At 37.0% G+C, this 20,982-nt stretch carries 17 protein-coding genes; 6 read left to right on the top strand and 11 right to left on the bottom strand.

Annotated features, from left to right (window positions below; genetic code table 11):
• Positions 1-4: 4 nt before the first annotated feature.
• Entirely contained in the window at positions 5-1,480 is a 1,476-nt protein-coding gene (gene proS / locus SFA27_RS16115; RefSeq protein ID WP_047377197.1) for a proline--tRNA ligase, read from the bottom strand.
• 144 nt (positions 1,481-1,624) lie between these two features.
• Here proS and SFA27_RS16110 point away from each other — a divergent pair, with 144 nt between their 5' ends.
• Together SFA27_RS16110 and SFA27_RS16105 are read left to right on the top strand one after the other, a co-directional pair.
• Positions 1,625-2,725 carry a prolyl-tRNA synthetase gene (locus tag SFA27_RS16110; protein WP_264518501.1) on the top strand — a complete coding sequence of 367 codons (1,101 nt, stop codon included), beginning with the start codon at positions 1,625-1,627 and terminating at the stop codon, positions 2,723-2,725.
• 53 nt (positions 2,726-2,778) lie between these two features.
• Positions 2,779-4,164, top strand: a complete 1,386-nt coding sequence (locus tag SFA27_RS16105; RefSeq protein ID WP_264518500.1) for an OmpP1/FadL family transporter — start codon at positions 2,779-2,781, stop codon at positions 4,162-4,164.
• A 58-nt stretch (positions 4,165-4,222) separates the two neighbouring features.
• On the opposite strand, the gene SFA27_RS16100 is transcribed toward SFA27_RS16105, so the two are convergent.
• Both SFA27_RS16100 and SFA27_RS16095 read right to left on the bottom strand, forming a co-directional pair.
• Positions 4,223-4,951 carry a ZIP family metal transporter gene (locus tag SFA27_RS16100; protein WP_047377031.1) on the bottom strand — a complete coding sequence of 243 codons (729 nt, stop codon included), beginning with the start codon at positions 4,949-4,951 and terminating at the stop codon, positions 4,223-4,225.
• On the bottom strand, positions 4,951-5,676 hold the full coding sequence (locus tag SFA27_RS16095) for a class I SAM-dependent methyltransferase (protein ID WP_047377030.1): 726 nt from the start codon (positions 5,674-5,676) through the stop codon (positions 4,951-4,953). The genes SFA27_RS16100 and SFA27_RS16095 overlap by 1 nt, the downstream gene beginning before the upstream one ends.
• A gap of 137 nt (positions 5,677-5,813) precedes the next feature.
• Here SFA27_RS16095 and SFA27_RS16090 point away from each other — a divergent pair, with 137 nt between their 5' ends.
• Positions 5,814-6,977, top strand: a complete 1,164-nt coding sequence (locus SFA27_RS16090; RefSeq protein ID WP_047377029.1) for a class I SAM-dependent RNA methyltransferase — start codon at positions 5,814-5,816, stop codon at positions 6,975-6,977.
• Positions 6,978-6,985: 8 nt separating this feature from the next.
• Complete coding sequence (locus SFA27_RS16085) at positions 6,986-7,417, top strand: branched-chain amino acid ABC transporter substrate-binding protein (RefSeq protein ID WP_407293494.1); 432 nt, start codon at positions 6,986-6,988, stop codon at positions 7,415-7,417.
• 302 nt (positions 7,418-7,719) lie between these two features.
• Here SFA27_RS16085 and SFA27_RS16080 read toward each other — a convergent pair whose 3' ends face one another.
• On the bottom strand, positions 7,720-8,526 hold the full coding sequence (locus SFA27_RS16080; protein WP_264518498.1) for an AraC family transcriptional regulator: 807 nt from the start codon (positions 8,524-8,526) through the stop codon (positions 7,720-7,722).
• Positions 8,527-8,565: 39 nt separating this feature from the next.
• The gene (locus tag SFA27_RS16075; RefSeq protein ID WP_407293491.1) at positions 8,566-9,579 is read right to left on the bottom strand and encodes an SDR family NAD(P)-dependent oxidoreductase; all 1,014 of its coding nucleotides are present in this window, start codon (positions 9,577-9,579) and stop codon (positions 8,566-8,568) included.
• 210 nt (positions 9,580-9,789) lie between these two features.
• Here SFA27_RS16075 and SFA27_RS16070 point away from each other — a divergent pair, with 210 nt between their 5' ends.
• On the top strand, positions 9,790-10,794 hold the full coding sequence (locus tag SFA27_RS16070) for a glycosyltransferase (protein WP_407293489.1): 1,005 nt from the start codon (positions 9,790-9,792) through the stop codon (positions 10,792-10,794).
• A 214-nt stretch (positions 10,795-11,008) separates the two neighbouring features.
• On the opposite strand, the gene SFA27_RS16065 is transcribed toward SFA27_RS16070, so the two are convergent.
• Complete coding sequence (locus SFA27_RS16065) at positions 11,009-12,238, bottom strand: aminotransferase class I/II-fold pyridoxal phosphate-dependent enzyme (RefSeq protein ID WP_407293487.1); 1,230 nt, start codon at positions 12,236-12,238, stop codon at positions 11,009-11,011.
• A 158-nt stretch (positions 12,239-12,396) separates the two neighbouring features.
• On the opposite strand from SFA27_RS16065, the gene SFA27_RS16060 reads away from it, so the two are divergent.
• Positions 12,397-12,855: an Lrp/AsnC family transcriptional regulator gene (locus SFA27_RS16060; protein WP_047377024.1), complete on the top strand. Its 459-nt coding sequence runs from the start codon at positions 12,397-12,399 to the stop codon at positions 12,853-12,855.
• A gap of 35 nt (positions 12,856-12,890) precedes the next feature.
• On the opposite strand, the gene SFA27_RS16055 is transcribed toward SFA27_RS16060, so the two are convergent.
• The 5 genes from SFA27_RS16055 to SFA27_RS16035 all read right to left on the bottom strand — a co-directional run bounded on the left by SFA27_RS16055 (position 12,891) and on the right by SFA27_RS16035 (position 20,468).
• A complete protein-coding gene (locus tag SFA27_RS16055) occupies positions 12,891-13,631 on the bottom strand; it encodes a hypothetical protein (protein WP_407293484.1) in 741 nt (246 codons plus the stop codon).
• A gap of 24 nt (positions 13,632-13,655) precedes the next feature.
• Positions 13,656-14,741, bottom strand: coding sequence for a serine hydrolase (locus SFA27_RS16050; protein WP_047377022.1), 1,086 nt, complete (start codon positions 14,739-14,741; stop codon positions 13,656-13,658).
• 198 nt (positions 14,742-14,939) lie between these two features.
• A complete protein-coding gene (locus SFA27_RS16045; RefSeq protein ID WP_407293482.1) occupies positions 14,940-15,971 on the bottom strand; it encodes a bestrophin family protein in 1,032 nt (343 codons plus the stop codon).
• 207 nt (positions 15,972-16,178) lie between these two features.
• The gene (locus SFA27_RS16040) at positions 16,179-18,251 is read right to left on the bottom strand and encodes a thiamine pyrophosphate-dependent enzyme (RefSeq protein WP_407293480.1); all 2,073 of its coding nucleotides are present in this window, start codon (positions 18,249-18,251) and stop codon (positions 16,179-16,181) included.
• Between the two features lie 75 nt (positions 18,252-18,326).
• Positions 18,327-20,468, bottom strand: coding sequence for a S8 family peptidase (locus SFA27_RS16035; RefSeq protein ID WP_407293477.1), 2,142 nt, complete (start codon positions 20,466-20,468; stop codon positions 18,327-18,329).
• Positions 20,469-20,982: the final 514 nt, after the last annotated feature.

Here is a 20,982-nt window from a genome sequence, read left to right as displayed (position 1 = left end):
ATTATTAATAAGCTTTTGCGAATAATACACGTCTCTTAGATGGTTTTCCGGAAACCAATGAAATTCCTTCTTCTACATCATCATCCAAAGGAATACATCTGATAGTAGCCTTCGTTTCATCCTTGATCTGTTCTTCTTCTTCAGCTGTACCATCCCAGTGAGCATAGATGAAACCACCTTTCTCTTCAAGAACTTTTTTGAATTCTTCGTAAGTATCTACTTTTGTAAAATTATCTTTTCTGAATTCTAAAGCTTTGTTGTAAAGATCCTGCTGAATTGTTTTCAATAGATCTTCGATATAAGTATCTAAACCATCGATAGAACGAACTTCTTTCGTCAGATTGTCTCTTCTGGCAATTTCCACAGATTTGTTCTCAAGATCTCTTGGTCCCATTGCTATTCTTACAGGAACTCCCTTCAATTCGTATTCTGCAAATTTCCAGCCTGGTTTGTTCTGTGTGTCATTATCAAATTTTACAGAAATACCTTTTGCTCTCAGTTTAGCCTGAATATCCAAAGCAACTTCACTGATTTGCTCTAGCTGCTCTTCTCCTTTAAAGATCGGAACAATCACCACCTGAATCGGTGCCAGAGTAGGAGGCAGTACCAATCCGAAATCATCGGAGTGTGTCATAATCAAAGCTCCCATCAAACGGGTTGATGTTCCCCATGATGTAGCCCATGCATGTTCTATTTTTCCTTCTTTATTGGTGAATTTTACGTCAAATGCTTTTGCGAAATTCTGACCTAGGAAGTGAGATGTTCCTGCCTGCAAAGCTTTTCCATCCTGCATCAATGCTTCGATACAGTATGTTTCATCAGCTCCTGCAAATCTTTCAGATGGAGTTTTTAATCCCTGAATTACCGGCATCGCCATAAAGTTTTCTGCAAAATCTGCATATACTTTATTCATCTTTTCTGCTTCTTCAACAGCTTCATCCTTTGTAGCATGAGCAGTGTGACCTTCCTGCCATAAGAATTCTGCCGTTCTTAAGAAAAGACGGGTTCTCATTTCCCAACGTACAACATTCGCCCATTGGTTGATCAATATCGGTAGGTCTCTGTAAGATTGAATCCAGTTTTTGTATGTATTCCAGATAATAGCTTCTGAAGTAGGACGAACGATAAGTTCTTCTTCCAGTTTCGCATCCGGATCCACAATCAGTTTAGACGGATTGTCCGGATCGGTTTTTAATCTGTAATGAGTAACAACAGCACATTCTTTTGCAAAACCTTCTGCATTCTTTTCCTCTGCCTCAAACAAGCTCTTGGGCACAAAAAGCGGGAAGTATGCGTTAACGTGACCTGTTTCTTTGAACTTTCTATCCATTTCATCACGCATTTTTTCCCAGATTGCATAGCCATACGGTTTGATCACCATACATCCACGCACACCTGAGTTTTCAGCTAAATCAGCTTTTACAACCAGCTCATTATACCATTTGCTGTAATCTTCGCTTCTTGAGGTTAATTTTGCCATTATTTTTTTTAATTTTTTTAACTTTTGTACATTATTGTTATCTAAAAATAAAAATCTATTTTTGATAGATTTTTTTACCAGTATTTTGGTACATTTTTGGTACAGATTGCAAATATAATTTAAATTAAAAATTTTTACGTTATCATGAAAAGAAATATACATAAAAATTTGCTTGGTCTGCTAAGATCCAAAGGGGTGTTGGCAATATCAGGCGGATTATTACTTGTGTCTTGTGGTGCTCAGATGGGAGGGTATAGCGAGACAGATGGGGTGTATTACGACCCCAATAAGGATACGCTACCTGAAGGAGTTATCATCAATGATAGCGGAAACAGAGTAGGAGAATATTATGACTATTATCAGGATTCCAATGTCATTCAAAATGCACAGACGAATTCCAGAGAACAGCAAAACAGATATAATGACTGGAGTGGTACCAATCCGAATTGGAACTCCAACGCCACAGATTCAGATTGGGGGCTTTATGCAGGTTCTCAGACGAACTATTATGACAACTCATGGGGCTGGGGATCTCCTTGGGGATGGTATGGTGGTTATAGCCCATATTGGGGCTGGGGCATGAACCGTGGCTGGGGCTGGGGTGCTAGTATGTCCTGGGGTTGGGGCGGATCATTCGGATGGGGCTGGGGAGGCTCTTACGGATGGGGAAGTCCATACTGGGGATATGGTGGATATTATGATCCATTCTGGGGCGGTTACGGAAACCCTTACTGGGGATACGGAGGCGGTTACTGGGGTGGTGGCTACTACAACAGACCTGTTTATAGAAGAAGCGGTACCAGTGGAGGAGGATTCCAGAATACAGGTGTAGCCAACGCAGTATACAGAACTAATACGGCTAATTCAGGCTTCAGAAATAGTAATGGTGGTTTCAGAAACACAAACAATGGTGGTTTCAGAGATTCTAACTCAAACGGAGGCTTCAGAAATAATAATGGCGGTTTCAGAGACGGTAATTCCGGAGGCTTCAGAAACGGTAATTCCGGAGGTTTCAGAAATACACAGCAAAATGGAGGATTCCGTAATACTGCACCACAGACAAGACCTAATTATAATTATCAGCAATCACAGCCTAGAAACAATGGAGGTTTCAGATCCAATGATTCAGGAGGTTTCAGATCTAGCGGCGGCTTCAACTCCGGTGGAGGCGGCTTCAGAGGTGGTTCTTCTGGCGGCGGTGGCGGAATGAGATCCGGCGGCGGAGGCAGAGGTGGATTCAGATAATTTTCAAACGAATAAACTATTAAAAAATAATGTTAAAAAAATCTTTAGTATTAATGAGTATTTCTGCTGCATTTTATGCGCAGGCTCAGGATGTTTCTGTGATAAGAAATACCGTGGATGTTTACTCAAGTACTCCTATGGTGGGATCGGCTAAATTCAATGCAATGGCAGGATCTAATGGTGCGCTGGGAGGTGATGCAAACTCTTTGCTTACCAACCCGGCAGGTTTAGGGGTAGCTATTTCAGGAGAGGTTTCAGGAACTTTATCTATTTTAGGCAATAAAAACAGCAGCTCTTTAGCTGGATCTACTATAGACTATAGCAAAACTAAGGGAGACCTTGGAAATGCGGGCGGTATCATTGCTTTCCCACTGATGACAGAAACGGGTTGGAAGTTTATTAATATTGGTATTAATTTTTCCAATCAGACTCTTGATAATGTAATCCAGTCACCGGGTAATAACAATGTTGTTTACGCTTTTGATAAGGATGATATAACCAAGGACGCAGCATTGGCAGGACATATCTATGAAAGATATGGTAATTTGTCAAAGATGAGCTTTGGGGTAGGAGCGAATTATAATCATAATTTATATTTAGGGGCAGGTTTCAATTTTTTCAACGCTTCAGTTGATCAATATGATACCTTATTTTACCGAAATCTTACCAATAATTCTACAGAAGGATTCAGTAAGCAGGATACTCCTTACTCAGAGAGATCTTCAGGGTTTTCAGCTTCATTAGGGGTGATCGGAAAGCTAAGTCCTAATTTCAGAGTGGGAGCATCTCTTGAAACTCCTACATTCTGGACGATAGACAGAAATTACTATTTCTATAATGATCCTGTTTACGGAGACGATATGGGTGCTGAAAACAGAAAATTTACTTCGCCTCTTAAAGCAACAGTGAGTGCTGCATTTGTAGCAAGTAAAAATTTCTCTTTAAACGTAGATTATACCCTTGGACTTACAAAACCTGATTATAAGGTATATGGTGGTGCAGAGAGTGTGTTGAATGACTTCTTTAAAGAGAATTATAAAAACCTTTCTGAAGTAAGAGTTGGAGCTGAGTATAGAGTACAGCAGTTCAGACTGAGAGGAGGTTATGCTTACCAGTCAAGTCCTTTTGATGCGCTTACAATCAGCAGATTTAATGATGCAGGCAGCGTAGGAGATCAATCATACAGCAACATGATGCTAAGCGATAGAAACACACTTTCTTTCGGTATTGGGTATGATTTCAAATCATTCTATGTAGATGCATCTTATCAGAATATCTCATCTAAGTATACCAACCCTTTTATGAGAGGATATATGGATGGTAATTCAGATTCATCTTATTATTCTGCTAATAATATCTTCGAAAGTGATTCGTATGCGGCAAGTGAGGTTAAAAATAACAGAAACAATTTCTTCCTTACAGTAGGATGGAAGTTCTAAGCTTTAATAAGCTATATACAATAAAAAAGCTCCGGATTTTCGGAGCTTTTTTTATTTTTTAATGAGAATGAGCAACAGGATGTTGATGGAAGAAATGCATCATCAATGCAAGTGAAACTCCTAAAACAACCAGTCCGATCTTTACCCAGTCAATATTGTGATTTTTATTGCTTTCAAAAATGATCACCGATGAAATATGAAGGAAAATTCCCCCTACAATCGCCAGGAAATAAGGCTGAAGATCAGGATTGAAATAGTTTCCTAGCAGCATTCCCATTGGGGAAGCAAGGGCAAATAAAGCTACAATGAGAATAGAGGGATAGGATGAAGAACTTTTTGATTCTCCTTTTCTGTTGAATAAAAATGCTCCCAGAATAAATGAAATAGGAAGATTGTGAAATACAATTCCCCAAAGATAAGGAGACATCTCTTGCTCTTCATTGGCAAGAGGAATCCCTTCAATAAATGCATGGATGAATAATCCAACCATTAAAGCAACGGGAAGAATATTATGCTCACTATGATGATGGAAATGTCCGTGTTCAAAACCTTTGGTAAGAGCTTCCAGAATCATCTGTAGAAGAACTCCTGCAATTACAAATATCCCAAGATTACTGTTTCCAGAAGAGGTGTAAACCTGTGGAAAGACTTCGTTGAGACAGATTGTAATCAAAAAACCAGCACTTAGTATCAGTAGATTTTTGGCCAGTTTTTCTTTTTTACCAAAGTGTTTTCCCAGAAATACTCCAGTTATTACACTTAAAATCAGTAAAAGTACTGTTGTCATTATTTTTTCTTAAATAAATTGATACAACGTGGGGAATTTTCTTTATTAAATTCATTCAGCTGATAGTCTCCCCATATTTTTATTCTTTCAAAACCACACTCCGAAGCATAAGCATGGATGGCTTCCAGTGTGTGAAGCTTTACTTTCTCAAAGAAATGAAAAGGTTTACCGTCTGCTTCAAAACGGATATCTTTGATGACATGTCTGCCCTCTATTTTTTTCAGGATTTTAAAGTCTATATCACCACGGGTGATTGCTGTTTCCGGAACTAAAGTATTTCTTACATATTCTTCATTCAGATAATCAAGTACAAAATATCCTCCGGGCTTCAATGCATTGTAAACAGACTGGAATACTTTTTTATCATCATTTTCATTGTCAAAATATCCAAAACTTGTAAATAAGTTGAATACCGCATCCATAGGATCTGCATCAATTGGATTTCTCATGTCATGAACTTCAAAAATCAATGTTTGATTTTCATATTGTTTGTCAGATTCAATGCTTTGTCTTGAAAGGTCAAGCCCCAAAACATCATACCCTAATTTATTAAGGAAAACAGAGTGTCTTCCCTTTCCACAGGCAAGATCTATGATTTTCGACTGAGGCGGCAACTGAAGGTCCGCAGTGAGCTTTGTAATGAAGTTTTCTGCTTCAGTATAGTCTCTGTTGCTATAAAGCAAATGATAATAAGGGGTATCAAACCAAGATTCAAACCATTCCATAATGCAAAAATAACTAAATTTGTGCGGTTAAAAGCAAAGTATTTTACAACATTAAGAGATTGAAAAATTCAATTGGACAAGAAGTTGGATAGCTAATCTTTTAATTTTTAAAACTTTAAATCTTTTAATTCATACTTATGGATACAGAAAATATTAAAATACAGATAAAGACATTCTTCGGATTGGAGCAGATTCTGGCAGAAGAAATCAAAAAACTGGGCGGAAGAAATGTTGAAATTAAAAACAGAGCGGTAAATTGTGAAGGAGATCTTGGTTTTCTTTACAAGATCAATTACTCTGCGAGAACAGCATTGAAAATTTTAGTGCCGATTCATGAGTTTAAGGCTTTCAACCAGCATCAGTTTTATGACAGACTATTCAAATTTGAATGGGAAAACTTCATGGATGTTGATCAGTCTTTCTCTATTGATGCAACGGTAAACTCAGAAACATTCAAACATTCTCAGTTTGTGACTTTAAAAATGAAGGATGCCATCGTGGATTATTTTCAGGAAAAATTCAAAAGACGTCCGAATGTAGAAACAAGAAATCCGGATATCAAATTCCATCTTCATATTGACAGAGAATTGGTGATGATTTCAATGGACTCTTCAGGAGATCCTTTGTTTAAAAGAGGGTACAGAAGAGAACAGGGAGAAGCTCCTATCAATGAGGTTCTGGCTAGCGGAATGCTTCAGCTGGCAGGCTGGGACGGAAAAGGTAATTTCCTTGATCCTATGTGCGGTTCCGGAACATTATTGATTGAAGCGGCTATGATCGCGATGGATCTTCCGGCTCAGATTTTCAGAAAGAGATTCGGATTCCAGAACTGGAATAATTATGATGCAGAACTGTTCTCGAAAATTAAAGAATTCAGAATTAACAGAGTCAGACAATTTGATGGAAAAATTGTTGGGTATGACATTGATGCAAGAATGCTGAATGCTGCAAGAATGAATGTAGAAGCAGCAGAAATGGAAGACGTTATCGAGATTAAGAAACAGAACTTCTTTGATTCCAAAAAAGAATTGTTCCCGTTATTAATGGTATTCAATCCTCCGTATGATGAGAGAATTTCCATTAATGATGATGATTTCTACAAGAAAATCGGAGATACCTTCAAGACCCATTATCCAAATACATTAGCATGGCTGATCTCTTCTGATCTTGAAGCCGTGAAGAAAATCGGTTTACGACCTTCACGAAAAATCAAACTTTTCAACGGAAAGCTGGAAACGAGATTTTTACAGTACGAAATGTATGAAGGAACGAAGAAAGTGCATAAGCTGGAAGATAAATAACGAGAAAAATGTTAGGAGGTTTTTTTGATCTGTTAGATACTTTATTTAGTGTATCCGGATTGTTTCAGTCTGGTTCGGGATCATCGCGTTCAAGTTCTGACAGAAAGAGCCTGAATTACGATGAGAAACCTCAAAAGAAAGTATCTAACAGATCAAAATACTTCACAGAGAAAGTAAGTGCTGTAGCTTTGGTATTGGCAGCATTTTCTTTTTTTATTGTTTTTAAAGATCCTTTACCTGCACAAAATTATACACAAACTTTAGTGATAGCTTCTTTAATAGGAATTGGTATTTCATGTATAGCATTTTTTATTTTGCATGTTTTGGAACTTTATTATTTTAAAACCTTGTTTAAACTGATTCTTTTCAGCTGTTCAGTAATTGTTTTTTTAATTTCTGCAGTATTATATCTCTACTTTAGGTCGGGATTGTTTATATAAAAAGGACAAAATAGTATGAAGGAGCGAAGAAAATGCATAAATTGGAAGATAAATAGCGATTAGAAATGTCCTGGAATTTTTTTGATATATTTGATATAGTTTTGGATGCATTCGGCCTGTTTAGTTCCGGATCAAAATCATCAGTTTCAAAACCTAAAAAAAAGGCTCTGAATCATAATGTAATATCTCAAAAGAAAGAATCAAAAGATTCAGATGTTTCACAGAAAAAATAAGTGTAACAGATTATTAGTTTAATCGAAATAATAAAAATAGGTTGTACAAATGTGTACAACCTATTTTGTTTATCGTGCCAGTGACGGAGCAAAACCATACTGTTTTTTAAAGGCATGTGAAAAATGGGACAGGTCTTCAAAGCCTACTTCCAGAAAAACATCGGAAGGTTTTTTATTCTTTTCAGATAAATGATAATAGGCCAGTTCAAGACGCTTTTGAGTAAGCCACCTCTGTGGAGTGGTTTGAAAAATCTTTCTGAAATCACGGTTAAATGTTGATAAACTTCTTCCCGTCAGATACCCGAATCGTTCCAAAGGCATGTTGAACATATAATTTTTTTCCATAAAACTTATCATATCCACTTTTCCCGGCTCATCAAAATCAGCCAGGACAGCATCTATATTCTGATCAATTTCCCTTAAAATACTGATGGCTTCAGTGATCTTTAAATGAGCTATATTTTCGGGAAGAGAACCCTCCATTTCAAAATAAGGAATAAGAGAGGCAAGGCAGCTGTTCAGAAGCGGATGACTGCTAAAGCTATAAATACTGGATTCCCGATATCCTGTTTTCTTTTGATTATCTACAGTGCTGTAAAATGCTTTCAACCGTTCTGTGGTAAGGTGCATTACTACTGCTTTATGAGGAAGCCCGTCCTTTGGATAATTGATAATCGTGGCAAGATGATTCCTCGGGATCAGAAAAATATCTCCGGCTTTGAACAAATAGGTTTTATCGGCCTGAATAATTTTCGTTTCCCCTGATATAAACCATACCAGCATATGATATTCAAAAACCGTTTCCGTTTTGAACAGCTTGTCATCATAGCTGGAAAGCTTAATATCCGGTGTGAGGTATTGTATCTGGAAATCCATTGTCAAAATTTTTTCATTACAAATGTATTTAAAAAACACTTATTTGGTTTCAAAGTTGAATCCTAACATCTCTTCGCTCAGTTTCCATAATTGTTCAGCATTTTTTTTGTCAATAGAGTAAGGCTGTACTCCACGGATGGTAGCCGGCTCATCAAACCTGTGCTCAATCTGTCCTCTGTCGATCTCTGCAATATCACAGTTTTCACAATAAACTCCACCTATTTCGTTGAGCTGAGGACTTACAGAACACCAGACTGTTGTTGCAGCTCCTTGTGATAAGGTTTTCAGTCTTGCTTCCACTTCCGGTTTGATATTTCCGTTTTCATCATGGGTTCCAAGCTGTTTAAAAAGTTCAATAGGTTCTTCTCTTCCCAGATCAGTTCCATATACAGAACCCGGATGAAGGGAATAAGCTCTGATATTGAATTCTTTTCCTCTCTCATCAAGCTCTACCGCAAATAAATTACAGGCTGTTTTGGATTGGCCATATCCTGAAAGGGTGTCATAATCTCTTTTCTGAAAATTGGGGTCTTCAAAATTAAATGGAGCCATCTGATGTCCGTAGGATGAAACACTTATGACTCTTGCTCCATCTGCTTTTTTCAGAGCCGGCCACAGCTTTGCGGTAAGATGAAACTGTCCCAGATAGTTCGTTGCCAGTTGAGATTCAAGCCCTCTGGCGTCTCTGCGGAGAGGAACCCACATAATTCCTGCATTATTAATAAGAAGATCCAGGCTTCTGCCGGACGAGATAAATCTTTCTGCAAAAACGTCAATAGATGCCGGGTCCATCAGATCCATTTTTTCAAGTTCAAAATTTTCAATTCCTGTAAGGTTTTTCTTTGCTTTTTCAATATCTCTGGCTGGAATAATAACATGTGCTCCGGCTGAAGTAAGGGCTTTTGTGGTTTCAAGGCCGATACCTGCGTATCCTCCCGTAATGATAACGTTTTTTCCGGTAAGATCAATTCCCTGAATAACTTCCTGAGCTGTTGAAAACGCATTAAAGCCAGATTGAATAGGTTGCTGCAATGAGCTGATAGTTGGTTCCATTTTGTTTGTTGTTTTAAATTTCTATAGCAAAATTAGGATGGATTCCCTGTCTTCATTTTGTTTAAAATGTCAAATAACTTGGCTCAGAATTTCATTTGTAATCTCCATGTATTAAAGCAAATAGAATTATATATCGTTAATTTCTCTGAATAAGCTGTTAAACTGTTTGTAGGTTGTTCTGTGAATAAGTAATTTTGAAAAATTTTCAATTTGAAGCCTACTATTTCCATTGTCGTTGCCATTTACAACCGAAAAGATGAACTTTTTGAGCTGCTGACCTCTCTTACCCAGCAGACAGATAAGGAGTTCGAGATCATTATCGTAGATGATGGTTCTTTGATTGATCTGAAACCTACCATAAAAAACTTTGAACAGGGTTTAGATATTAAATATTTCAGAAAGGATAACTCAGGGCCCGGATTGACAAGAAATTACGGTGCGGCAAGAGCAGCGAATGAATGGCTGGTATTTGTAGATAGTGATGTCATCGTTGAAAAGGATTATATTGAACATATTAAAAACGATATTCTTACCATTCCTTGTGACGCGTTTGGAGGAGCAGATAAGGCGCATAAAGGGTTTAATCTGATGCAGAAGGCTATTTCTTATTCTATGACTTCTGTTTTTACTACCGGAGGAATAAGGGGAAGTAAGAAAGCTGTTTCTAAATTCCAGCCCAGAAGTTTCAACATGGGTGTGAAAAAGGCTGTTTTTGAAAAAGTAGGTGGATTTTCAGAAATGAGAATAGGTGAGGATCCGGATCTTTCCATGACCCTTTGGGAGAACGGTTTTACTACTGCTTTTTTTGATGATATTGCCGTATATCATAAACGTAGAGTTGATTTTGGAAAATTTTCCAAGCAAGTTTATCAGTTTGGTTGCGCAAGACCAATTCTTAATCAGAGACACCCTAACTATGTGAAGATTTCTTTTGCGTTTCCTACTTTATTTATGCTAGGATACGGAATGGGCTTTCTTGAGTATTTTATAATGGGAAGAGGGGTTATCCTTTCTTTTTACGGATTGTATACCTTTTTGGTGTTGTTTCACGCTTTATTACTGACTAAAAATATCGGTATTGCTGGTATGGCAGTTATTTCCACTTATATTCAGATGTTTTCTTATGGATATGGGTTTTTAAAATCCTGGATACTACTGAATGTTTTCAGAATGAAACCCGAGGAAGCTTTTCCACATCATTATTATAAGAAGTAATTTTAAGTTTTGGCTAAAGCTGTTGGAGGATTTTGTTTCTTTGATAAATGGGCTGAAGCCCACTCCTTTTGAATTGTTTTTCACTACTTATTAAGTAGAAAATATTATACACAACGCTTATTATTTTCCGTAGGAATCCAAATCAGAAGCTGTAATTTAAACCAAAATAAAAAAAGGCTGTTTCAAACGAAACAGCCTTTTTACAATAATAAATTTAGGATATAGAAATGTTTTCATGGTGGTTAAGAACACCTACTTTCAGCATACACTCCCTCATTTTATGGTAAGTTCTTTTAATGTCGTGGTCAAGGCCGATGGAGAATCTGATCAATCCGTCGGAAATCCCTATGGAAGCACGTTCTTCCTCTGGAATTTCAGATGAAGTAGATTTTCCTGAGCATGAGAATAAGGTTTTATAGAACCCTAAGCTTACTGCAAGGTAGCCAAGGTTTTCTGCCTGCATAATTTCCATCAGTTCATTCGCCTTTTCTGTTGTGCCTGCATCCAGAGTCAGTAATCCTCCGTATCCGTATTCTTCATGAATCATGCTTTTCATTAATTCATGGTTCTTGTGTGATGGTAATCCCGGATAAGATACCTTTAAGCCATCTTCCTCAAACCTTTCAGCAAGATACATCGCGTTGTGGCTGTGTTGTTTTATTCTGATATGTAATGTTCTAAGGTTCTTTAGGATACTTGATGATCTTAAGCTGTCCATAGTAGGTCCAAGAAGCATACATGCTCCGGAATTTACATTTTTAGTATCGTCAATAAATGCCTGTGTTGCACAATATACACCTCCTACAGTATCACTGCTTCCATTGATGAATTTCGTTAAACTGTGGATTACAACATCTGCCCCGAATACTGTCGGCGAAATCGAAAGAGGAGAGAAGGTATTGTCTACAATCAGTTTCAGATTGTGTTTTTTACAGATTTCGGAAAGTTTTCTAAGGTCTGCCACTTCAAGAAGTGGATTGCTTACGCTTTCACAGTAGATCACTTTAGTATTGGGAGTAATTGCATTTTCTACAGCCTCAAAATTGTTGATGTCAACAAAGCTGGTTGCTACATTAAACTGAGGCATGAAGTTTTTAAGAAAAGCATAAGTTCCTCCGTAGATGGTTCTGCTTGAAATAATATGGTCTCCACTTTTGCATACCTGCATCAAAACAGAAGTAATAGCTCCCATTCCGGATGCTGTAACGTTAGCAGATTCAGTGTTTTCCATCTTGGCAAGAGCCTGAGCCAGATAAAGGTTCATCGGGGATGAATGTCTGGAATACAGGTAGCATCCTTCCGCATTTCCTTCAAAAGTATCAAACATAGTCTTTGCAGAAAGGAACGTATAGGTAGAGCTGTCAGAGATAGAAGGATTCACTCCTCCGAATTCACCAAAATACTGAAGATCCTGGATCTCGTTGGCTGCGTTAAAGTTTTCCATAAATATTTGTTTTTATTTTATTGTCACAATTTGCACTAATTTGCTAATTATTACAACATAAATTTGAATTTATAGAATATAAAACTGTAAAATATTGTTTATTTAGAAAAAATATTTAGTATCTTCGATATTATTAAACTTTTACCAAAAAAATATCTATGGAACTTGACGAAACTGATAAGAAACTCTTGTTTTTTCTACAGGAAGACTGCAAACAAACCACCAAAGAGTTGTCCGGGAAGCTTGGATTATCTGTTACAGCTGTTTATGAGCGAGTGAAAAAGCTTGAAAATTCAGGCGTTATTTCAAAATATGTAGCCTTGCTGGACAAAAGCAAAGTTAAGAAAAATTTTATCGTTCTGTGTCATGTGAAATTAAGCCAGCATAAAAAAGAATTTGTACTTCAGTTTGAAAAGGAGGTGATGGATCTGCAGGAAGTGACAGAGTGTTTTCATGTAAGCGGTGATTATGATTATATCCTTAAAATAGGCGTAAAAGATATTGAAGATTATCGCAGTTTTATGCTGACAAAACTTACGACGCTTCAGCACATCGCAAGCACACACAGCTCATTTATGATTTCTGAAGTAAAAAATACAACGGCGATCGTATTATAGATTATTGGACTACCTTATGATAAAAAACGATCGGTTCAGATCGTTTTTTCATTAATAAAAAAAGCTGTTACTTCCGGCTTTTGTATCAGCTGTTCCAGATATGATTTTAAGGTTTCAGAGGTCAGATCAGTTGTATTATTGATCTGTATGCTTCGGAGGCTTCCGTCTTTCTGTGGGGTAATCAAAATGATATTGCCATATTTCAGATGATAAAGTTTCATGTTTACAATGGCAAAGTCTTCCTTTTCAAGAGTGGTGAAGGCTGAGAAGTCGATTCTGTTATCAGAAGTCTTTATAAATCCTTGCCCGATTACATCCGGAAAGTTCCTTGAGACAATATTCATTTTACTGGATGTATATTCTTTGTCATCAATGAAATCTGTAAGAACAAGAATCGTAAAGAATACTCTGTCTTTATTTTTGACCTTATGTGAATTTAGAGTTCCCCAGTTGTTTTCAAGAAAACTTGTATAGACAATCCTTTTGCCCTGAAGTTTTAATCCGAAAAAATTTCCCAGTGTTCCCACTCCTTTAAAGCCGTCTTTCTGAATACTGTCATAGATAGGATAAGGAAATACACCGTATGTAAAGGGCCCTGAATCTTTGCCCTTTACTTTGAGTTCTTCTTCCATTCTTTTAAAATCTAAATCTTCCTTTTGATTTTGTATTTTTAACTGTTTTTCTCTTACGTTTTTGATGTTTTCGGAGGACTGCGCGAAAGACAGGTTTACAATAAAGATTAAAGTAAAAGCTAAATAGAATTTTGTGTTCTTCAATTGGTATTAGTTTTATATTGGTTGTTATAGATCTCCTTTTGTCATTTTATCAATGAAATAATGAAGTTTTTTAATCTCGGTTCTGCCTTTGTTTTTATCATTCAAAAAACAGGTGGTCACAATAACCATTTTTAAGTCTGGAATGACGCATATGAGCTGGCCGCCATAACCTGTTGCTACGAAAGCCTGATGTCCGTTGGTCTTCCTTCGCCACCAGTAATAGCCATATCCGTTGGCATCCGGCATTACATCCCAGGAATCCAGTTTTACATGCTCTGCTGTAGATTCCTGAATCCATTTTGAAGAGACGATCTGTTTGCCGCTAAATTTTCCGTTATTCAGAATCATAATACCGAATTTCAGCAGATCTTCAGGTTTCATAAAAAGCTCTGAAGCTGCAAAGTTTCTATCCATTGAATCCGTATCCCATCGAGGAATATTCATTTTTAAAGGTCTAAAAAGATTTTCTGCAGCAAATTGTTTCAGATTCGTTTTTACAATTTTTGCCAAAGCAGCCCCAAAAAGATGGCTTTCACCGCTGTTGTAATTAAAAACTGTTCCCGGATATTCTTCAAAAGGCAGATCCAGTACAAATTTTACGGGATCACCGGAAAAAGACATCGCTGTTGAGATTTTTGAATTTTCAACCCAGTCAAAACCACCTTGCATGGTCAGTAGATTTTTTAATGTTAATGTATTTCTAATGGAATCATGAGTTACCTTTCCTTCAATGTTGGAAATATTTTTAAATCTGCTCCTTGAGACATTGTATTCCGGAAGAATTTTTAAAACCGGAGTGTTGAGGTTGGGTAGGATGTTTTTATCCTGTGCAATACCTGCCAGAACAGAGACAATACTTTTGGTAACAGATTTTATACTGAAGATGGTCTCTTTGTTGGCTCCGTGAAAATAGTGTTCGTAAATTATCTTATTGTTTTGCGAAACCATAAAAGATCCCAGAGAAGGAATGCTATCAGTGATTTCTTTGGTAAACTGGTCTGTAAATTCTTTCGGTAATTCTTTGTTAAAGGCAACCTGTGAATTCACTTTAGGGCAGAATAAGGTAAGACATAGCATAGTCAAAACCTGCAGTACTTGCTTGGATCTCATTGTTTAAAAAGAAGGGATAAATTATTAGCTGATGAAAAAAGTACAAGCCAAATCTATCCGGATGGATCAACATAGCCAATGCTTTCAATGCCTCTAAATTATGAAAAACAATGAACTTTTAAAATATATTTTACCGAATATTTTTATTTTTTAGAAAGATTCTGAAATTCGGTTTTATTAAAAAGGATAAGTGAAAAATTATACCAATACACCATTTTTAGAAGAAATAGGATCAGGAAGGTCTGTTTCTCCGCTCATCTGAAGAAGATCAATTTCAATTGTTCGGCAGATAGAAAGCATAGGAACATCAAACATTAATCCTGCAAAAGGGTTTTCAGAATAATCTCCCACCAGTTCCATGATAATGTAGATCCATCCGATGATGATACAGAATGGAATAGAAGTCCAGATTCCCCAATCGCCAAGTTTTGCAAACTCATTGACTAATCCCAGAGGAAGAAGCATGATAAACAGGATGTTAAAAACAAAGGCTGTACTGGCAAACTGTCTTGGGGAAGGAAATTTTTTGATTCTTTCTGCCTGTCCCTGAAAATTATAGAATTCATTCAAGGCGTTCTGCAGCTGAGTCTGGTTGAATTCCGTAATGGCTCCCATATTTTTCAGCTCATTGATGTCTTTTGCCTGTTGAGATACCAGGTAAGTGGCAAAATTTTTATAATCATTTTTAAGTTCATATTCTTCCTCCGAAAGATATTTGTGGAGGAAAATAGGGGCTCTTCCGTAATCCGGAAACCCGGCTTTAATCAATCTGTTTCTTCTCAGGTTAATATTCCCGAATTTATTATTTTCCGTACTGATATGCTCCCATTCTGTAGGAACCAGAAGCTGTTCACGGAAAGTGTATAGCCACGCAATATGACGATAAACAATTCTTTTTTTACGGTCTTCAAGATCAAAAACACCAATTTTTTCATTTTTGGTATCAAAGGCATACACCATAGATGCAAACGAACGGCTGGAATTCACAATGCCACCCCAGATTTTTCTGGCTTCCCAAAGTCTGTCATACGCCTGGTTATTTTTAAAGCCCACAAGGAACGCTTCTGCTGTACCAATCAGTGCAACAGGAACCCAGGGAATCGTCATCCAGTGCCAGTTGAAGAAATAAAAGAAAACAGCAATCAATGTACACCAGATAGAGATGAGGATAAGATGAACACCGGCAAGATTGAGAACCTGTTTATAATTGACGTATTTGGTTGTGATCATAAGAATGAATGTGTTTTGCGTGTAGAGACAAAATAAATACCAAACTTTGATGTGTTTTGCTTTTGTAATGTCTATCAGGTAATGGATAATTAAGTTTTCTGGTTTATAATGGTCTAGAATTGAGATTGATAATCTTAAATAAAAGTAGTGAAAAAATTGCATAAAAAAACCTCTGAAAATTTTCAGAGGTTTTAAGTTTATATAGAATTAATATTTCAGCATTTCTTCAATCTTACTGCTGAGCTTTTCAGCATTTGGAAGCATTTCTTTTTCCAGTACCAGATTGATCGGAACAGCAGGTACGTCCAGCGATCCCATTGTTTCTACAGGTGCGTCAAGATACTTGAAGCAGTTTTTAGAGATACGGTGTGCGAAAGCCTCTGCAAAAGAGTTGTTAAGCTGTTCTTCGGTGAGAACGATACATTTTCCATGAGCTTTCACTCTTTCAAAAACAAGTTCTTCATCAAGAGGAATTAAAGTTCTTAAGTCAATCACCTCAACTCTTCCGTTGAAATTCTTAGCAGCTTCTTTCGCCCAGTAAACTCCCATTCCGTAAGTAACTACTAGTAAGGTTCTGCCTTTTTCAGTTTCATCCTTATCAGCTTCAATGATTACTTTTCCTTTTCCAAACGGAAGAACATAGTCTTCAGCTGGTTCTATTGTTTTAGCATCTTCGGTTCCCGGAACTTTACTCCAGTATAATCCTTTGTGCTCAAGCATTACTACCGGATTCGGATCATAATAAGCTGCTTTTAATAATCCTTTAAAATCGGCTGCATTACTTGGATATGCTATTTTGATTCCTTTTATATTGGCTAAAATACTTTCAACGCTTCCACTGTGGTAAGGGCCGCCGCCTCCATATGCCCCGATCGGTACACGGATGATATTGCTTACAGGGAATTTTCCGCCACTTAAATAGCTTGATTTTGAAATCTCTGTGATTAACTGGTTGATTCCCGGATAAATATAATCTGCAAACTGAACTTCAACAATTGGTTTCAGTCCCACAGCACTCATCCCAGCTGTAGATCCAATGATATAAGCCTCCTGAATCGCTGTATTGAATACTCTTTTGCTTCCGAATTTTTTTCCTAACGTTACTGTTTCACGGAAAACCCCACCAATTCTTTCTCCTACATCCTGCCCGTAAAGAAGAGCTTCTGGGTGTTTCCACATCAATTCCTGTATCGCGTGGATAGCAGCATCTACCATTACAATTTTTTCTCCGTTGGCGGGTTCACGTGTTCCTGTTTCCTCTGTAATTGGAGTAGGTGCAAAAACGTGTTGCATTACGGTTTCAGGTTTCGGATCTTCTGCATTTTTAGCTTTTTCAAAAGCTTCTTCTGCTTCAAGGCGGGCCTTTTTAGTGATTTGCTTTAAAAGATCTTCATCAGTTCCTGTTTCCAGTAGATGTTTTCTAAGAATTTCTCCCGGATCTTTAGCTCTATGTTTTGTTAAATCTTCTTCGTCTCTATAGAATTCTCTTCTTACTCCGGAAGTGTGATGCCCGATCAATACAGTTTTTGCGCAGACAACCAAAGGTTTTCTTTCGGTTCTTACAAAATCCACCGCTTTTTTCATAGCTTCAAAACTTTCCACGAAATCTGTTCCGTCTACTCTCATTCTGCTTAATCCGGTGAATCCTGCTACAAAATCATAAGCATCACAGGTTCTTGCCTCATCCTTTGTTACGGAAATTCCCCATTCATTATCCTGAACCAGGAATATGATAGGAAGCTGATGTAATGCGGCAAACTGTAAAGCTTCACTCACTTCACCTTCTGTAACAGAATTGTCTCCAAGGCTGCACACAACAACAGGGTTGTTTTCGAACTCCTGAAGATTAAAGTCCTGTATGTATTTGATTCCCTGAGCTATTCCTGTAGTAGGGATAGTCTGCATCCCCGTAGCGGAGCTCTGGTGAACAATTTTGGGTTTGTTTTCGTCCCTGCTTGAAGGGTGGGAATAATAAGACCTTCCTCCTGAAAAAGGATCATCAGCTTTAGCCAGTAATTGAAGCATTAACTGATAGGGTTCAAAACCAATTCCTAAAAGAATACTTTCGTCTCTGTAATAAGGAGAAACCCAGTCTTCTTTCTTTAGCTGGTAGGCTGTTGCAAGCTGTATAGCTTCGTGGCCTCTTGAAGTACTATGAACGTATTTACAGATATTTCTGTTTTCTTCGTAAATATCAGCCATTGCTTTGGCCAGCATCATGTGATTATACGCTTTGAGCAATATATCCTGAGAAACTTTTTCGTGAAGTGCATTTTCCATAGGAAGCAAATATACACAAAAAAACAAAATACTAACAACTGTTAGTATTTTGTAAAAAATCTTTGTCTATATAGGTTATTCCTTGATCACTTTTTTAGAAATAACATCTTTGTCTGTTTTTACTTCAATGATGTAAATTCCTTTGGTGTATGTGGATAAATCTATCTGTTCTTTGTCATTGCTGATGATTCCGTTTTGTAATTTTTTCCCTGTAAGATCATATACATTGAAAGTAGATTTTTTAGGTGCTTTCAGGATGTTTGTAAAGTCCTTCGTAATCGTAGGGGAAATTGCGAGATTATTAAGAGGGTTTGCAGTGTCCTTAGTTCCTAATAGCTCAGTAAATCCTGTTACGATAATAGAATAGTTTTGAGGAGCATTTCCGCCTGAGTTATTTTTAAGTATCCCTTTATTGGTGATCTCTATTTTATAAGTTCTTCCTGCAACCGGAGCATCAATGACAACCTGCTCCACGTTATCTACAGTATTGTCTCCTTTGGTAGCCGGAGTCATTGGGTTGTTGGCATCCAGTTTCCATGTATAATACACGGTGTTTGTAGTGGTATCTGTAATTTTTAGATCCAGATCATTGATCAGTTTAGAGTTTCTGTTATTGTAAATATTTCCCCATTGATTTGTGAAGTTGGTAAACTCAGGATCTATCCAGGATATGGTCACCTTTAATGGTTCTGAGCCTGATGCTTTTACTGTTTTTACATTGGCAACCCCGCTATTTAAGGTTTCATCATTGAAAATGATACTATTGTTAGATTTTCCAACCAGAAGTTCAGCTCCTTTTTTAGCATCAATAAAGCCCCAGCCAAACTGTGGATCAGGACCTATGTTACCTGCTTCTTTTGCTGAGTGTACCATTAAGGTTTTCGCCGATGCAGCATTGAGTAAGCTTCCGGAAAACAATTGTTTGTTAATTTGAGTCCAAAGACCTACTATTCCTGTGACAACGGGAGCTGAATAAGAAGTGCCGTCTCCTATAGTGACTTTACTTCCTCCTGTGGCATTATTATCAGTCCAAGCACTGGCAACGTCTGTTCCTACAGCGGTAATATCCGGTTTAATACCTCCGTCATCTCTTGGTCCTGCACTGCTGTAGCTGGAATGTATAGCATCTGAAGAAGCGGTATATCTTCCGTCATTAGTTGTAATTCTGTCAGCAGCAGCTACAACAATAATATTTTTACCTAAAGAACCAATTCCTATACAGTCATATCCCTGTGCGCAATTGTTTTGAGGTAATGTGTCATTAGCCGTGAACTCAACTAAGTTACCCGAATTGTCTTTGTAATACTTTTTATAAGTACTTGTAGCAGCACTAGGCCCGCCACCAAATGAATTTCCGGCAGATTTTACAATGATATATGAAGGGTTGTTGTATACAATCTGGTCATAATCACGGTCATTTGTATGATAAGTTCCCTGAGCGTCAAAAGAGGTGTTCGGACTGGTAAAGGCTCCATTCCATACCCATGAAGGTTCATTGTTAATCAGTTGAGGGTCTGCCCATCCCTGATTGGTTCCATAAGAATGATTGGAAACATTAGGCTGGGCTTTAATAATTTTTTGAAATACTGTACTTTGTACTGTTTCTCCATCCAATATAGAAGTTCCGAAAGCATAAGCATCTATTGTAGAGTTGGGTGCAATCCCTTTGAAATTAACCTGTCTTGTTGTGCCATTCGTAGATGTAAAGGTGTAGGGGTAATTTTTTGCGCCAATAAAACTGGAAACAGCTGTTGCATGATCACCGTAGTTGACAGTGCTGCTTTCTTTATTCGTTATTCTATTAGGCAGATTGTTAAAAAGAACGTGACCAGCAAATACTCTTGCTACGCCGGATGAGGTGCTTCCATCGAAAATGGTAAACTTAATACCTTCCCCATTAAACGATCCCGTTAAACCTGTAATAGTTCCTCCTTGTAAAAAATCAGAATTGGAGTTTTTAATCTGATCCATGTCGTGAGCTTGAAAAAAATAAGGTCTGTTATCAGGTAAAAAACCTGCCAGATTGGTTCTTTGCTGCTCGATCTCTTTTGAAACTTCGGGAGTTTTGTTAGAGCCATATCGTTTAGATACATAAGAATCAAACCTCTCATTGTTGTCTATTCTTTGTCGTTCTAATTTTCTATTTAATTCTTCGTTGTTTTGTGCACTTGTTAATGTAATAACTAATGTGCTGATTAAAAGTAGTTGTTTCTTCATTTTTGAGTAATAAATTGTAAAAATTATAGTTAGTCAAATTTATATCAAAAAACTGATAACTAGTTAGTTTTGGTAAATAATTCTAATTTTTTTAATAATATTTTAATATTTTATTTTATGTTTGTTTTGATTGTTTATTTTTTTAATAAGATGTACATGTTTTGTTATTTTTAATATTGCTGTTTTCTTGTGTTTTTAACATAAAATATTAATTGGGAAAAATGAAGTAACTCTCTTTTTATAAAAAAGTTAGAACATTATATGTATTTAATTTTTGAAATAGAAACAACCGGTTGTCAAAAATATAACGTTCCGCTTTCAAACTCGGAAAATTGGTCAGGAATGGTTTAAGTTGTATGGTCGTTTTATAGATAGATTGAAAATCAGTAAAATAAGCCTAATTGTAACTCACAATGCCAATTTTTAATGTATCAGGGGGGTAATAGAAGTTGGTGATTTATCTTGAGGATTTTTTGTGGAATGAAAGTTAATATGCAAAAAAAACAGGATACTA

Source organism: Chryseobacterium sp. HR92, from assembly GCF_045689405.1.
Lineage (GTDB): Bacteria > Bacteroidota > Bacteroidia > Flavobacteriales > Weeksellaceae > Chryseobacterium > Chryseobacterium viscerum_A.
Note: the sequence above shows the minus strand (reverse complement) of the source record. Positions and strands in the feature narration are given on the sequence as shown.

Excerpts from the sequence above, each read along its gene's own strand:
- proS (WP_047377197.1), bottom strand. The coding sequence starts at position 1,480 with ATGGCAAAATTAACCTCAAGAAGCGAAGATTACAGCAAATGGTATAAT.
- SFA27_RS16110 (WP_264518501.1), top strand. The coding sequence starts at position 1,625 with ATGAAAAGAAATATACATAAAAATTTGCTTGGTCTGCTAAGATCCAAA.
- SFA27_RS16105 (WP_264518500.1), top strand. The coding sequence starts at position 2,779 with ATGAGTATTTCTGCTGCATTTTATGCGCAGGCTCAGGATGTTTCTGTG.
- SFA27_RS16100 (WP_047377031.1), bottom strand. The coding sequence starts at position 4,951 with ATGACAACAGTACTTTTACTGATTTTAAGTGTAATAACTGGAGTATTT.
- SFA27_RS16095 (WP_047377030.1), bottom strand. The coding sequence starts at position 5,676 with ATGGAATGGTTTGAATCTTGGTTTGATACCCCTTATTATCATTTGCTT.
- SFA27_RS16090 (WP_047377029.1), top strand. The coding sequence starts at position 5,814 with ATGGATACAGAAAATATTAAAATACAGATAAAGACATTCTTCGGATTG.
- SFA27_RS16085 (WP_407293494.1), top strand. The coding sequence starts at position 6,986 with ATGTTAGGAGGTTTTTTTGATCTGTTAGATACTTTATTTAGTGTATCC.
- SFA27_RS16080 (WP_264518498.1), bottom strand. The coding sequence starts at position 8,526 with ATGGATTTCCAGATACAATACCTCACACCGGATATTAAGCTTTCCAGC.
- SFA27_RS16075 (WP_407293491.1), bottom strand. The coding sequence starts at position 9,579 with ATGGAACCAACTATCAGCTCATTGCAGCAACCTATTCAATCTGGCTTT.
- SFA27_RS16065 (WP_407293487.1), bottom strand. The coding sequence starts at position 12,238 with ATGGAAAACTTTAACGCAGCCAACGAGATCCAGGATCTTCAGTATTTT.
- SFA27_RS16060 (WP_047377024.1), top strand. The coding sequence starts at position 12,397 with ATGGAACTTGACGAAACTGATAAGAAACTCTTGTTTTTTCTACAGGAA.
- SFA27_RS16050 (WP_047377022.1), bottom strand. The coding sequence starts at position 14,741 with ATGAGATCCAAGCAAGTACTGCAGGTTTTGACTATGCTATGTCTTACC.
- SFA27_RS16045 (WP_407293482.1), bottom strand. The coding sequence starts at position 15,971 with ATGATCACAACCAAATACGTCAATTATAAACAGGTTCTCAATCTTGCC.
- SFA27_RS16040 (WP_407293480.1), bottom strand. The coding sequence starts at position 18,251 with ATGGAAAATGCACTTCACGAAAAAGTTTCTCAGGATATATTGCTCAAA.
- SFA27_RS16035 (WP_407293477.1), bottom strand. The coding sequence starts at position 20,468 with ATGAAGAAACAACTACTTTTAATCAGCACATTAGTTATTACATTAACA.